Genomic DNA, 14,904 nt, shown 5'->3' on the forward strand with positions numbered 1-14,904 from the left:
TTAAACATTATGATAAGCGATTTGTGTGACATATTTCAAGTGATTATAAGAGGGTGGGAGAGCAATGTTTGAGGAACATCCTAAAGAGTATTTTATCGTTCATACATCACAGGAATAGAGTGATGTTCCCTTTTCTTTCATAAGTTTTGTTTTGAAAAGCATCCCAATCTAGGGAAATTTAATGTTGGGTTGATTTTAATTTGATCTAACCCAAGATTTGTATTGAACTAAGAAAAAAAAAGAGTTACATTTTTTTAAAAGTGTAGAAAGTAAAACAAATTAATTAAGATTGAATTAAGTCAAGAAGAATAACACTTTGATATTTCCACATACAGACTGCAGGTCTTGTTGGAAAATAATTTACGAACACATCTTTGACATCCTATATCTTTCTATTTCTTTTAAAGCGTAATACATCATCTGAGAGAGGCTTGGCACTCAAGGAAAAAAAGCTCAAAAGGAGAATAAACAAAATTATGCTTTTTCTTAAGAAAATTTGCGTTGTCTTTTTAATTGTCTCTTTTGTAAGCAGCTCGCTTAATGCCCATCCTTTGTTAAGGCATTTTGAGGAAGATAGAATACAAAATATCAAACTTTATGAAGGAACTCCGGTTCGAGTTTCAATGCCTTCATATCCAAAGGATATAATTTATATTTCCCAGCAAAGAGCCCGTAGATTTTTAGGTATTGATGAACATGGAGAGCCTCTTTCTCCTCCTGAAAAGATGGAGATTGAAACTCTTTCTTTACAGTCCCCTATTTCTTCTGAGCCATCACCTTCTGGTGCTTCAGAATCCGAAGACATAAAAATTAAGAAAGTTTTTGAGACAAAACTTTTATCAAAGTTAGAGGCTCAAGAGGAGATTCAACAAGCTGTTGTCAGGGAATTTTTAAGATGTTTTGCTTCTCCTCCTTTTGACATATTTTTTATCGACTTTTCAGATCTCATTTTTTGTTCAAAAAGTATCAAAGGTGTATCTTTAGATGCAAATGTTCTTAAATCATCATGGGTTGAAGATAATCAAAGATATCTTACAACGGGTCAAGTATATCGCGTTCGTTGCTTAAGCCCGCGCTTAAAATCTTTTATAATGGGCCCTTCAGGGGATGAAGAAAATGATGTAATAAGACAACCTCAAGGAAAAAGAGGAAATCCTTTTCCTTGGTTAAGACTTTTTTTAGGGGATCGAGACCTCCAGAATGAGGCGCCTCATTCAAAAGATGTAACTCTTCTTGCTTTGATGACGCCTCTTTTAAATCCAAACTTAGCGCTTTATCCTGATGTTGAGGAAGAAAGAGAAAATTCAAATATATTTAATCAACTTTCCCATTTGAGAGATATTTATTTAAATTTTGTTTTGGATCAAGAGCAAGTCAAGGCTTTTCATGAAGCATATCCAGACGATCCTATTTGGCATCTTTTTCTTTCTCCTAGAGCGTTTCAACCAGGAGAGCAAGCAGGATATGACTATCTAAATTTTAAGATGGATGCAAGTACAGTAAAGAAATTTCTTAAGAAAAATCCTAAACAGCCTCTCTTGTGCCTTTTTGCTTCTCCTTTAACTTTTGAAGCTCGAATGCGGTTTTCACTTCTTAAAGGGATGGCTCAAAAAATGTATCAAGTTCAAGGCATCTTAAAAGTATTATTCCCTGAATCTCTTTCTCCGTCCAGAAGCAGGCCTTCTTCACGCGCAAGAGCAGTTTCAACTTATACCACAATTGCACAATTTCTAGACTATGTAAAACCAAAGGATTCAAACACTATAAAAGCTTCTCAATGGGAATCTGCTTCTGAAGTTTATGGACACTTGTTGCAAGATTTTTTTGATGTGGAGAATGCAGAGAGTCTTCAAGACGCAGATATTTTAAATGATCATTTTCACATTTATGCGCAACGTCTTGATGACGGAATCCTTCGTTTTGAATCTAAAGATTCTAAAATAGCTCCTGAGGAATTGCGGCTTAATTCAAAGATGCAGAAATGGATTTATGATCTTTTAAAAAATCCTAAAATTAACTTCAAAAATGCGCTTCACTGGGCGATTTATTTTGGATTTGATGTCAATTATAAACCTTTTCCTCAAGCGTCTTCCCTTTTAATGGAATATACCCAAAGAGATAATGCTCAAGCTGTGGAGCTTCTTCTTGACAGTGGTGCTTTTTGCTTGGAGGAAGATAATAGATCTCCTTTGGATGAGGCCATACGTAGGAGATTTAAAGCTGTTTTTTGTGAGTTGCTAAGAAAAAGTATAGGACGTCCCTTGCGTCCAACTCATTTATGTCATCCTCAAGAGGCCTTGAGATGGTCCCATGACTTACAGTTTCAAGGGGCGCTTGATGTCGATTATGAAGTTGCGTTTAACACCCTATCAGAACAACATGCGTCCTTTGGGTGGGAGAGGCTTTTAGATCAATTTCTCATCCGAAATCACTTCCATGAGGCTTGGAAAGCAGCCGAAGAACAAAAATTAAGAGACGTTCGGAATCGGCTTTCTTCATCTATAGAAGGATGGCAGAGATGGTTAGAAAAAGAGCCTCTCAATGCTGATTTTCTTCGAAGATTCAATTTTGAGTATTTTGTTGAGCTTTTTGGTTTAAAGACAGATGTAAAAATAAAAGAAAGTGTCGATAAAGAAATTCAGAAAACTAAAGGTTCTATGGAAACTCTTAGCCAGCTACAGGAAATTTGTCCTGGTCTTGCAAGTGTGGAAGAATTTTACTTAATCGAAATGATGCGCTGCTTTTTGGAAAAAAGTTTGATGCGTACAATCCCTTTTTTTTATGGAAAAACACTCACCCAAATGCATAACGAGCTTAAAGAATTGGCAATTACCTACATTCTGAGCTTATTAAAGGGCACATTTGAACCTGACAAAATTGTGGTTGTTCCAGGATATTTTGGACATTATAGCCTTCCACCTTATTTCCTAGGCTGGTTGAATGATCCACAATCCTCTCCAAAAGAAGGAGATATCTTTAAAACAAGAGATACTGAGCCCATTAAAATTTATCCTTGTACAAAGACAATGACGAAAGATCAAGCAGCTCATCTTTTCCTTCATCAATTATTTAGAAGTTCTTTTTTTGAGTGTGTAAAGGTAGAAGGTGAGGATGGGCAATCTAAAGCCTTTTCTTTCTTTTATGGGCATGAGACCTTAGAGACGGCAGCTATAGAGTTTGATGAGTATTCCGGCCTTTTAACGGCTCGCATCGGAAATCATGATTATCATGTCTCTCGTCGGTCTTTATCGGAATATTTAATTAGTTTATTGATTTTAATGCCCAACTCTCATGGAGATGGAGATGTTTTAGTTTTCTTAAAAAATGGAGAAGTCAATTTTTCTTTTGGAGGAAGATCACAAGACTTTTTCTCTGTTAATCCTTTGGATTCCCGTACGAATTTTTTACCTCCTGTAAAAGGCAAAAATAGAGCAATTTTAACCTCTCATGCATTTAGCAGTATTGCTGTTGATAAAGAAGTATCTACTTTTTTTAAGCAGCTTGATGTTGATAAAATACTGGTTGATTGGATACGAGAGTTAACAAGAATTCAATCTCAAATGGAAGGGGAAGGCACGCACACGATGCCTTTATCTCATCAGGAGTTAAGTGCTTTTTACCTTAGGCTAAAATGTTTGCAATATGCCTTTAGCCATATAACATCTCCCTTTACACATTGGGATTTGTGTCGGTATATGAATCCTTGGAAAGCTTATAATCTAAATAATTCCCCGAAAAGAAAAAAAACAGGCCCACGGTCTTTAAGATGGGCTCAAGCTTTAGTATCCGCAAATGTTGATAAATCTCTACTGCATCAGGATGAACAAAGAATAAAGGAAAGGGAAGAAGGTCAAGGTGCTGGAAAAGATTTTGAACATCAAGAATGGGAGCCGCTCTTAGAAGAAGATGGGGAAGCAGGTGCGTTAGTAGAACAAGGGGGGGAACAACATTCTCATCCAACAGAAAATACAAGAGAGAGTGCTAAAGGTGTGGCAACAGCAGAAGATTCTGGAAGACATGAAAATGATTTAGAAAATGTTTCCCTAAAATTAACCATCCCTTCTCTTTCTGGTTTGGGGGAAAATGAAAAGTTGCGTCTTGTGTCTGAGAATTTTAAGGCTTGGATGGAAGATGATAAAATAAGATGCTGGTTCGCAGATATGTTTGCGTGTTTTCCAGAAAGAGCGCGGCCAGGAGAAGGAACTTTTCTTCATCAAATGGCTAATTCAAGAGTCTCTCCTATTTTTATGAGCATCCCAGAAAGTGAAGTTCTTCAAAAAAAAGATGTGGAAGCCCTTTGGTTTAGAGGAGTTTCTTTTTTAACCATGAGAAACCAAAAATTTAGTATGCAAAATTCGGATCCGAACACTATTTTGACCAGCATACATGCATTTGTGTCTTTTGTCTCAAATGCTGTCGGGCTTTTTTATCTTGATCTTTTAGGATTTGGGGACTCTCATTTGATGGGACGTGCGCTAAATTTTAACTTTTCAAATTTACATACACTTCTTTTAAATCGTCTCTGTCTTTCAAAGCTTACTATTACAGCTCCTCTTTTATGTGTGCTTTCTTTGGAGGAGTGTATTTATTTGAGCGACTTGAACTTAGACACTCCTCATCTTAAGCATTTAAATTTAAAAGGAGCCAGTGCCTTTTCGGACAAAGGATTAAGTCGTATTATAAATGGGTTAAGTGAGCTTGAAAGTCTTATCCTTGAAGGGACAAAAGTTTCCTTTTTAGAATTTAGAGAAGTCATTCCAGGTGTTTCTCGAGAAATGTTTAATGCTCTGACGAAACGTCTTTCAAGTGAGCACTTAGGAGATTTTCTTGAAGGAAAAGGGGCATTGAGCCATGGTACTTTGTGTGGCACTCAAGATACTTTAAGTCAGGTAGGGCGTGTTGTCGGAAAGACCGTAATAGGTCCTTTAAGAGATATTAGAACAATGGGGCTTTGGGTGAAGCGAACACTGCATCGTTGGAAATCTAAAAGTCCTGGAAATATTACGTCAAAAAGTCTTGATATGAAAGATCTCTTAAAAGCTCCTATTGCGAGTCCAACGGCAACAACAGCTGCTGCAGGAGCTTATTGGGGATACCTACCTTTTGTTGCGGCCCATCCTATTGCATTTGCAGTTACACCTTTTGCTTGGTGGTTGGGAGGAAGCGTGAAAAGTGTTGGGCGTGAAATAGAGGAAGAAAAAAGAAATTCTGAAGCGCTCCTTGGAAAGGCATTAGCCCGTGCTGTCCTGAAAACAGGTAAAACTTCGGTAAATTTCAAAGGTGTAGGTCTTGGTCTTGAGGGACTTATCAGTTTTTGCATGAATGGCGGGATGGATAATCTTGAGGAGATAGATCTTGAAGGTAATGATCTTGAAAATATTGGAGGAGAGTTTTTAAAAGGGATGTTTGCCGATGGAGAACACAAACATCTTAGAATAAAACTTGGCGGAAATAATATAAGGTGGTCGCTTCTTTCGGAAATTGCAAATTTGACAGCGCCTGACATCTTTCCACAGCCTAATGCTCCTGGGTTACAAGAGGTAGAAAGACCTAGCGGAGTGAATCCAGGAAGTCAAGGAATAGATGAAAATTCCCCAGGGAATGATGCGAATCTGTCATCAGCTGCTCTTGGCCCAAAAGAACAAACAAGAGAAAAAGCATTGGATACTGAACATCCAGAAAACGACAAAGCAGAAGCATCAATCGCAGAAGAGGGAGCAATAGGCGCAGCTGCAACTGCTGTTCTTCCGGCAACTCCTTCATCTGTGCCTTCTTCTCCACAGAAATTTTTCGGACTTCATATTAATGGAATTGTAGGTCCCTTTCAGATGCGAGCTCTTTTAAGTGTGCTTGAACATTTAGAAACGAAATTGGGCAAACGTTTAGGAGATTTTTTTCACGTGATAAGTGGAAGTAACGGAGGAGGAGGTCTTGCTGTTGCTTTAGGGCAAAAAATTCCATCAAGCTTCTTATTCAGAAGCGAAAGATCTTCAATTCCTGTTGAACGCCTTAAAACTATTTTTGAAGATATTACTGCTCATTTAATGCCAACCTATAATGTGTCGGGTCAAGATCCTTTTTTTTCTTGGGAAGCGATAGAGTCTGCTTGGGAAAAGCACTTTAAAGAACAACCCTTTGAAACAAGCTGTACTGCAGCCGTAACTCTTGAAAGTGACGGTTCACCACTTGTTTTAGCGCAACCGAGAGCAACGGGGCTTCAAGCCAAGTCTATTGCAACGATGCTAACACGATTTCCATATCCTTATCATGTGGGGGCTGTTTTAGCTCACGGAGATCAAATTTATGAATCAGAAATGATTATTCAGACTTCCCCCTCTCTCGTGGCCCAGAGAATTGAGGAGTGTTTTCCAGATGTCAGAAATAAAGAAATTTTTATCTTTTCGGTAGAAGGAAGTTTTTATGCACAGGATTTAAGAAACATGGAAAGAAATGGTAGGAAAATCATAAAATACGAATTTCATGCAGAAGGTCCACATCATCGAGTTTTAAAATTTTCTTTACCATTGCTTCCTTTAGCAGGGCTTGATGAAACAATACTTTCTTCTCTAGAGAGATACATTTCAGAATGGTTTCGTACAAACGATCTTACACCTTTTACGCAATGAATTTGCTAAACAAGACTTCATAAAATTTAGGGTGGATTTTTAAAAAAATGCCTCTGACAGAGAAAAAATTTGTTTTTTGCTCCTTTTTTAAGATCTAAAAGATACCTATTGAGGTCACTTTTTTCTTTGTCAGGAAAAAAATAATGAATTTAACCTTAAAGAGGATTAATCGGATTGTATGTTTGTTTCAGTTTCCTGAAAAGAGAGATTCTCAGGAACTTCCAGAGACCAAATAACAATCTTTTTCCCGACGCTGTTAGCGGCTGTTAGAAAGGCTTCAATGACTTCTTTATAAGAGTTCTGTACAATAGGAATGCTTTCCTCAAAGGTTTCGGCGCCAAGAATTTCACGGTCTTTAAGGCGCATAATTTTAGCAAAAAGACGGATACGTACCTTTTTGGTTTCTTGAACGAGCAATTCAAAATCTCGAATATCAATGAGAAGAACGTAATCGGCATCGAGCCCATCAAGTGATGTTCCAACGCCTTTGATTTTTCCAGAGTTTTCAAACAGGTTAAGAAGTAATTGTTTAATAAGGTTGGGAAGACGGTCGACCCATCTTGCTCCTGCGATATGGGTGATTTCTGCAGATGATTCTTGAACAATAATGCGATCTGTATTGAGCCTGCTATCACAAGAGGGGTCCTCTATAATGAGTTGCCACTTAACGAAACGCAAAGCTTTTTGTTCTTCTTGAGAAAAAGGAAGCGTTTTAAGATAAAAGAGTTTATATTTTTCAGAGTTTTTAGGAAGGTTTATGCATCCTGATAAAAGAAGAAGAGAAAAACACCCTCCCAACACAGTTGAAATTTTAAAGAAAGCATTTTTTTTAATTAAGGACATATCCATCATCTCCTGTTCCAAATATAAAAGCCCAAGGATCCCTTTCGAGATTGGTGCTGAGGCGGTTAATACTTTCTAAGGTTACACGGAATTCAGACATCACATTTGAAAATTCATAAAGTCCGGATGTTAAGAATGTTTGCAGAGGAATTTTATTGGCATCCAAAAATTCAGTGGATTCTTGAAAGAAATTATGAGCACTTTGTGAAAGAGGGATAAGCTCGGTTTGGAGTGTATGGGCGAGTGTACGGAAAGATTTGGATGTCTCTGAAATCTCCTTAAAGGCCGTATCGGCGTTCTCAAGAAATTGATCTATTGTTTGGGCTTTATTTGCAAAAATTTGAGTAAATGTTTTAAGATTTTCTAAAATGGATGAAAAATTTTGAATGTTATTTGTATTCAAAATTAAATCTAAATCATGTGCAAGCTTATTTAAATTTTTAAGAAGTCTCGGAGCAGCTTCAAAAATTTCTTCAATTTTAGAAGGTTTTGAATGAATAATGGGGTATCCCTCTTTAGATTTGGAAAGAAGTGGGGGACTGTTGGGAGACCCCGCAGTCAGTTGCACAAATGCAATTCCTGTGATCCCTTGCATTTCAAGAGAAGCGACCGTATCTTCTCGAATGGGGGTGCTGGGAAGCAAATTTACGCGAACGCGTATTTGCTCAATATTATGAGGATCTATCGCAATGGATTGAACACTTCCAACAGGAACCCCGCGATAAAGAACCTGAGCTCCAACCTTTAAGCCTGTTACGGACCCTTGGAAGTATATATCATAAAGATTGTCTGTCCCACTAAATTCTTTTTTACCCATCCAAAGGACAAATCCTAAAACGCCAAGAAGGAGGATAAGAACAAAACTTCCAACGGTTAAATAGCGTGCTTGTGTTTCCATTTAAGACCCTTTTCCAAAGATTTTGCGTGCTCGATATCCGTGAAAATAGTCATGAATCCAAGGATCTTCTAATTTTTTAAGCTCTTCAAATGTTCCGCAGAAAAGTTTTTTATGAAGAAGAACCCCTATTCGTGTGCAAACTGATTTTAGAGTATCAAGATCATGTGTAATCATAAAGACAGTAAATTTTAAATGCGTGTGTAATTTTTTAAGGAGTGTGTCAAAAGCCTCAGCTGAAATAGGGTCAAGTCCAGAAGTGGGCTCGTCCAAAAAGAGAATGCTGGGGTCAAGAGCAAGGGCACGCGCAAGGCCAACGCGTTTTGTCATGCCTCCTGAGAGCTCCGAAGGATACTTCAAAGCGGTTTCAAGAGGAAGTCCGACCATTCCAAGTTTTAAAGCAACAATGGAATCTGCAAAAGGAGGGTATATTTTTGCAACTTCTTTTAAAGGAGCAAGGATGTTTTCACGGACGGTTAAAGACGTATAAAGAGCTCCATTCTGAAATAAAACACCACAGGCTTTATCAACATGCTCTTGCTTCTCTTTATTGGATTTATAAATTTCTTTTCCAAGAAGTTTAATTGATCCAGAACGGGGGGGATTAAGGCCTAAAATTGTTCGTAAGAGGACGGACTTTCCAGAACCAGATCCGCCAACAATTCCAATGATTTCTCCTTTAAAGACCTCTAAGTTTAAATTTTCATGGATTAAGGTTGATCCAAAATTTGTCACAAGGTTTTTGATTTCAATAACAGGAGAAGAGGAATGAAGAGAAGGAAAGGATTTTGACATTCTTTAGATCCCTAAATAAGAAAATAGAACTGAAAACCCAGCATCTGCAACAATGACTAAGAAAATGGCTTCAACCACAGACTTGGTGGTATGTTGACCAATACTTTCTGCACTTCCTGAAACCTTAAGGCCTTCAAAGCATCCAACAAGGCCAATGAGGAAAGCAAAAAAAGGAGATTTTATCATGCCGACCCAAAATGTTTTGGGGACGATGGCAAGCTTGAGTTGCTCAATGAATTGAACATAACTTAAATCCATCAATGTATGGGTCATAAAAGCGCCTCCCAAAAGTCCAATAATATCAGAAAAAAAAGTAAGAAGAGGAAGTGCAATCATAAGAGCCATAATCCTAGGAATGACGAGAACATTGACAGGATTGAGTCCCATGGTTTGCATGGCATCAACTTCTTCATTCAAAACCATGGTGCCAATCTGAGCCGTAAAAGCACTTCCCGATCTTCCTGCAACGACGATCGCTGTAATGAGAATTCCAACTTCTCTTAGGATTCCTAAAGCCAAAAGATTGACAGTAAAAATCTCAGCTCCAAAGCGTTTGAGCTGCGTGATTCCCTGATACGCAAGAACAACGCCAATTAAGAAAGAAATTAAGCCAATGATGGGGAGAGCATTCACGCCCACGTCTTGTAAATGCGAACAAAATGATGTGAGTCGAAAGGAAGAACGGGTTTTTAAAGATTGAATGAGCGTGAGGATAACCTGTCCAAAAAAAGAGATCAATTGAAGACTTAAAGAATAAAGATTTAAGGTTGCTTCTCCGAGTTTTGAAATAAAAAAGAAGAATGAAGACTGCTTCTTAGGGGTGTCTAAGGTAAGTGGATAGTGATGAACAAGATTTATAATTTGGAGTATCTCTTTTGCACCGTTCTTAAAGGTTACAAAAAATTTTTGGTCTTCTAAACGTTTTTTTATTAATAGGAGAAATGTGGCGCCGCCTGTATCAATTTTTAAGATTTCTGAAAGATCAATGATGACGTGCCGGCTTTTTCCATTTTTAAGATCAATGTTTTGAAGGGTTTGGTAGGACTTCCCAAGATCCCAGATACACCATTCTCCTTTTGGGATAAGAAAGGTTTGATCTTTAGAATAGGACAAGGAAAGGCTTGGCACGTCTTGACTACCTCCTGGAAGGGTTTTTTATCATATCTCATTAAAGACAAAATCTAACTTGAGAGTTTTTTTATTTTTCATGTTACCCTTTGTTATAGTATAGCAGGATTTGAAATTCTCAAAGAAGATATTTAAAGTATATAAAGGTATATGATTTAATCATACTATGTTCTTAAAGTTCTGTTGGCCACTTTTCTTTCCATGCTTGATACATAAGAATCGGCCATAAAAAATCTCCATTGTCTTTTTTTTTGTTTAGATGATTTATCCAGGCTTCCATAACATGTGTTTGATTAAAATAAGGGCTTAGGTTTTTTGGTTCTAAAAGGGTATGAGCCCAATCCTTTAAAGGTCCTCGCAACCAATGATCAACGGGTGCCCTAAATCCCATTTTAGGACGTTCATAAAGGTTTTTAGGAAGATATTTTGACAAAATCGATCTTAATATTTTTTTACGGGAATTTCCTTGGATTTTTTCAGTTATTGGTATTCTCCAGGCTTGCGATACGATGCGCGGATCTAAAAAAGGGACTCTTACTTCGAGTCCAACTGCCATGCTCGCACGATCAACTTTTGCAAGAATATCATCTGGAAGATAAAATTTTTCATCAAAATAGAGAAACTGTTCGATTGCTGTTCGTGAGGAAAGATTATTTGAAAGAGCTTCCCAGAGAGAAGGGTTTTCATTTATTAAAATATTTTTAGGACAAATATTGATTAAAATATCGTAAATTTCTAAATAATTTTTAGAATGCAAAAGCTCAAGTACTTTAAAAAAAGATTCAGGATATCCCCATTTTTTTAAAATAGGGGGAAGGAGAGAATGAAAAATCCTTTTGACTGTTTTAGGCATCCTATTTAAAAAGTTAATTAAAAAAGAAGGACAAGGAACACAATTTTTCCAACGAAAAAGCTTATTTCCTAGTAAATAACGTTTGTAACCTCCAAAAAGTTCATCTCCTCCATCTCCTGAAAGAACAACTTTTACTTGCTGGCGGGAAAGGGACGAGACAAGATATGTCGGAATTTGGGAGGAATCCCCTAAAGGTTCATCATAAATGTCTGATAATTTAGGGATAACGTCCAATACTTGGCTTGAAGATATATAGTGTTCTGTGTGATCAGTGCCAAGAAAGTTAGAAATCGTTTTTGCATAAGGAGCTTCATTATATAAATTTTCATTAAATCCGATGCAAAAGGTTTTAATAGGATTTGAGCTTACTTCTTTCATTAAAGCAACAATAAGTGTTGAGTCAATTCCTCCTGATAAAAAGGCGCCGATATCCACATCTCCTGATAAATGGTCTTTGACAACCTCTTTTAATAGACCATGAAGATCTTCTTCAGAGGATAGAGATGTGTGATGAGCATTTTCTTTTATGGTGTCTTCAAGCGTCCAATAGGGATGGAAAGCGGGAGGATTATTTTTTTTAAACGTAAGGATGTATCCAGGTAATAATTTAAAAATGTTTTTATAAATGGTGAGGGGAGCAGGGATATAGCCGTAACGTATTAGCTTATCAACTGCTTCCGGATTTGTTTTTTTGCGAACGGCATTATCTTGGAGCAAGGCTTTTAATTCAGAAGCAAACCAAATACCATCTTCTTGATGGGTCCAATAGAGGGGTTTAATTCCTAATCTGTCTTTTCCTAAATAGAGTGTTTCTGTCTGACGATCCCAGAGTGAAAAAGCGAACATACCATTAAGATGATGCAAGGTAAAATCGAGCCCAAAAAGAGAAATACTTTCGAGAATAATTTCAGTGTCTGAATGTCCGTTTAAAATTCCTCCTTTCGTTTTTAAAAGTACTTGTAGAAAAGCTGTATTATAAATTTCGCCATTATAACAAAGGACCCATCGCCCATTTTTGGAAATCATAGGTTGATGTCCAGTTTCAGATAAATCAACAATGCTCAGACGTCGATGTGCAAATCCAATAAAAAGAGTAGGATCATACCATATTCCTTCACCGTCAGGTCCACGATGATCTATACTTTTTGCCATCTTTCTTAATAGTTTTTCAGGATGTGATGTTTTTTTATAGAAATACCAAAAACCAGCGATGCCACACATAAAAAGTTCCTTATTTGGTAAAAAGATTTATATTTTTTATTAAAGAATTTAAATTTTCTAATTTGTCTAAAAATAATTTTTTACAAATGATATCTTGTTTATGAGAGGCTTGGCTTAATTTTAAGGCATTTTTTTTGTAAATTTTATTTAAGATAAGGTCGTTGGCTAACTCTTTTATTTTTTTGGGGGTCAAATTTTCATAAGAGAGGTATTTTCCACATTCATGAGCCTCTATAACATTAGCATGTGCAAGTTGGGCGGTATAAATGGGATTATTTGGAATAACAAGTTGAGGAACCCCTTTTAAATAAGAAGTAAGAGTGGTTCCATATCCAGCATGATGAATAACTAAGTCTGATTTTTCCATAATTAAATCGTTGGGAATATATTTTGTTAAAAAGAAATTTGGTGGAGATGGGTAAAATTCTTCAGGGTTAAGATCCATTGTGGAAATAACAACTGATCCTTCAAAATCCTTTAATCCTTCAAGGATTATCTTTATACGTTCCTTTTGATAAGAATGCGTTCCAAAGGTTACATAAATTAAAGGAGACTTTGAAGGAATTTGACTTAAAATATGGGAGAAATCTGAATTTAGCCCATCATATGTTAAAATTCCTCCAAATACACAGGAACTGTTTAAGCTTTTTTGTTCTTTTTTTGTTAAAGAAGATAAAAGAGGAACGCCTCGAATAATATTGAGATAAGGAGAAAAAAGGTAGTCAGTTATAGCTGTTTTTTCTTCACAAATAAGGCCAAAATGTGAGGCTGCTCTTTGATAACTTTGTATAAGTGTTGTATCTTGCCAACGATTATGAGGGTTTCGATCTTTAAAAAAATACTCCCCGCCATCTGTATAGTAATAAGCATGAGGTAATTTAGAGATTCTTGCTGAGATGGTTGGAGAATAATGATGTTTTGTAATGATCAACTCCGGTTTTATTTTTGCGATTAAATCAAGCTCATATTCAATCGATTTTTTTAAATAGTCGTAGTTACAAGAAAAAATGAAATGAGGCGTTTTTCCGGGGTTATTCGCATTAAAATTTAAGTCATGAAGATCAGAATAATAAGTAAGGTAGGGGGAGGCCATTTTTTCCAAATGATCACGGGATTTATATCCTGTAAGCCAGATAACCTCGTGCCCTTGTGTATGAAGAATGTTTGAAAGAGCAAGTGTATGATTAATAACGCCAAATGCAGGCCCTATGACCACTAATATTTTCATATGTATCGTCCTATATTTTGTATAGAATTAAAAAATTTAAAGAGAAGAGATTAAATTAAAGGGGTTTATGAGCCTTGCTCCTCCATCGATGGGAAGGGTCAGGCCAGTTATCCATTTCGATGCTTGAGATGAAAGAAAAATACAAGCATTTGCAATGTCCTCAGGAAATCCTTCTTTTAAAGGAAAAGTATTTTTTCTTTTGATCCAACCTTTTGGATCTTTTAAACGTTGTCTTTCATTAATAGAAGTTGCAATTGAAGCAGGAGCAATTCCATTTACCCGAATTCCATAAGGTGCTAGATCATATGCAGCACCTTTCGTAAGAGCATCAATCGCTGCCTTGGAGCATTCATAATGTGTTGATCCTGGCGTTATGAATTGAGTACTCATTGAAGATATATTAATAATGCTTCCCCCTTTATTTTTCTTTTTCATAATTTTAGCGGTTTCTTGAATTAAGATAAAAGGTGAAATCAAATTAATGGATTGGGTCTTTTGGAGTGATTCTAAAGAAATGTCCGTAAAATTTAAATGTGGAATTATTATGCCTGCATTATTGATGAGAATATCTATCCCTTTTAAGATTTTATATGTTTCTTGAATTAAGAACAAATTTTGTGTTGGGTCTTCAAGATTTGCTTTAATGGAAAATCCTATACCTCCCGTTTTTTCAATCTCTTCAAGTGTTTTTTGTGCTCCTTCTTCATTGTGATAATATCCAAAAACGACTTTTGCTCCTTCCGTTGCAAGAGCAATAGCAATTTCTTGACCAAGGCCGCTGCTTCCACCTGTGATAAGGGCTTTTTTATGGGTTAATTTCTTCATGATAACTTCTTTATTTCATTATTTAAGTTAAATAGTTTTTATTTTTTTCAGAAAAGACGTAATTTTATATAAGTACTCACGAACCTTTTTTTTAAGAAAAAAATATTTTTTTAAAAATTTATTAAAAGTTTTGATTTTTTTACGTGAATTTTTTTGAAAAGCTCTTTGAAGTGTCTTTTTAATTAAGATAGAAACCTTTGAAGAGGCGCTAGCCTGGCATGTATATAGATTAAGGATATTTTTCTTTCTAAGCGTCATGGTTTTTTCCTTCATAAATGAATCTTAAAAAAATTTATAATGTTAGAATTTATTTCTAGATATTGTGAAAAAAAACTTAAAAAACCTCTTCTCGGGAAATTTACTTAGATTCATAAAAATTAAAATATATCTTAAAAGAAAAAATAAAAAGCATTAACCCCATTTTTTTCTTATTATTAGGTTGTGTCCACTTTTCATCAAGAAGGAAAAAAGAATACTAATGAATTGATTT

At 36.1% G+C, this 14,904-nt stretch carries 8 protein-coding genes; 1 reads left to right on the top strand and 7 read right to left on the bottom strand.

Annotated elements, in window-relative coordinates:
• Positions 1-476 precede the first annotated feature (476 nt).
• On the top strand, positions 477-6,626 hold the full coding sequence (locus tag JSS34_01605; GenBank protein ID MBS0185042.1) for a hypothetical protein: 6,150 nt from the start codon (positions 477-479) through the stop codon (positions 6,624-6,626).
• A 165-nt stretch (positions 6,627-6,791) separates the two neighbouring features.
• Here the strand turns inward: JSS34_01605 and JSS34_01610 are convergent, their stop codons facing one another.
• From JSS34_01610 to JSS34_01640, 7 genes are all read right to left on the bottom strand, one after another.
• Complete coding sequence (locus JSS34_01610; GenBank protein MBS0185043.1) at positions 6,792-7,469, bottom strand: membrane integrity-associated transporter subunit PqiC; 678 nt, start codon at positions 7,467-7,469, stop codon at positions 6,792-6,794.
• Positions 7,456-8,367, bottom strand: coding sequence for an MCE family protein (locus JSS34_01615; GenBank protein ID MBS0185044.1), 912 nt, complete (start codon positions 8,365-8,367; stop codon positions 7,456-7,458). The genes JSS34_01610 and JSS34_01615 overlap by 14 nt, the downstream gene beginning before the upstream one ends.
• Positions 8,368-9,159 carry an ATP-binding cassette domain-containing protein gene (locus JSS34_01620; protein ID MBS0185045.1) on the bottom strand — a complete coding sequence of 264 codons (792 nt, stop codon included), beginning with the start codon at positions 9,157-9,159 and terminating at the stop codon, positions 8,368-8,370.
• Positions 9,160-9,162: 3 nt separating this feature from the next.
• Positions 9,163-10,287 carry an ABC transporter permease gene (locus tag JSS34_01625; GenBank protein MBS0185046.1) on the bottom strand — a complete coding sequence of 375 codons (1,125 nt, stop codon included), beginning with the start codon at positions 10,285-10,287 and terminating at the stop codon, positions 9,163-9,165.
• A 172-nt stretch (positions 10,288-10,459) separates the two neighbouring features.
• Positions 10,460-12,361, bottom strand: a complete 1,902-nt coding sequence (asnB, locus tag JSS34_01630; protein MBS0185047.1) for an asparagine synthase (glutamine-hydrolyzing) — start codon at positions 12,359-12,361, stop codon at positions 10,460-10,462.
• A gap of 10 nt (positions 12,362-12,371) precedes the next feature.
• The gene (locus JSS34_01635; protein MBS0185048.1) at positions 12,372-13,589 is read right to left on the bottom strand and encodes a hypothetical protein; all 1,218 of its coding nucleotides are present in this window, start codon (positions 13,587-13,589) and stop codon (positions 12,372-12,374) included.
• A 36-nt stretch (positions 13,590-13,625) separates the two neighbouring features.
• Positions 13,626-14,414, bottom strand: a complete 789-nt coding sequence (locus JSS34_01640; protein ID MBS0185049.1) for an SDR family oxidoreductase — start codon at positions 14,412-14,414, stop codon at positions 13,626-13,628.
• Positions 14,415-14,904 lie beyond the last annotated feature (490 nt).

The organism is Pseudomonadota bacterium (assembly GCA_018242545.1).
In the GTDB taxonomy this organism is placed as follows: Bacteria; Pseudomonadota; Alphaproteobacteria; order 16-39-46; family 16-39-46; genus 16-39-46.

Coding starts and splice junctions, on each gene's coding strand:
- JSS34_01605 (MBS0185042.1), top strand. CDS start 477: ATGCTTTTTCTTAAGAAAATTTGCGTTGTCTTTTTAATTGTCTCTTTT.
- JSS34_01610 (MBS0185043.1), bottom strand. CDS start 7,469: ATGTCCTTAATTAAAAAAAATGCTTTCTTTAAAATTTCAACTGTGTTG.
- JSS34_01615 (MBS0185044.1), bottom strand. CDS start 8,367: ATGGAAACACAAGCACGCTATTTAACCGTTGGAAGTTTTGTTCTTATC.
- JSS34_01620 (MBS0185045.1), bottom strand. CDS start 9,159: ATGTCAAAATCCTTTCCTTCTCTTCATTCCTCTTCTCCTGTTATTGAA.
- asnB (MBS0185047.1), bottom strand. CDS start 12,361: ATGTGTGGCATCGCTGGTTTTTGGTATTTCTATAAAAAAACATCACAT.
- JSS34_01635 (MBS0185048.1), bottom strand. CDS start 13,589: ATGAAAATATTAGTGGTCATAGGGCCTGCATTTGGCGTTATTAATCAT.
- JSS34_01640 (MBS0185049.1), bottom strand. CDS start 14,414: ATGAAGAAATTAACCCATAAAAAAGCCCTTATCACAGGTGGAAGCAGC.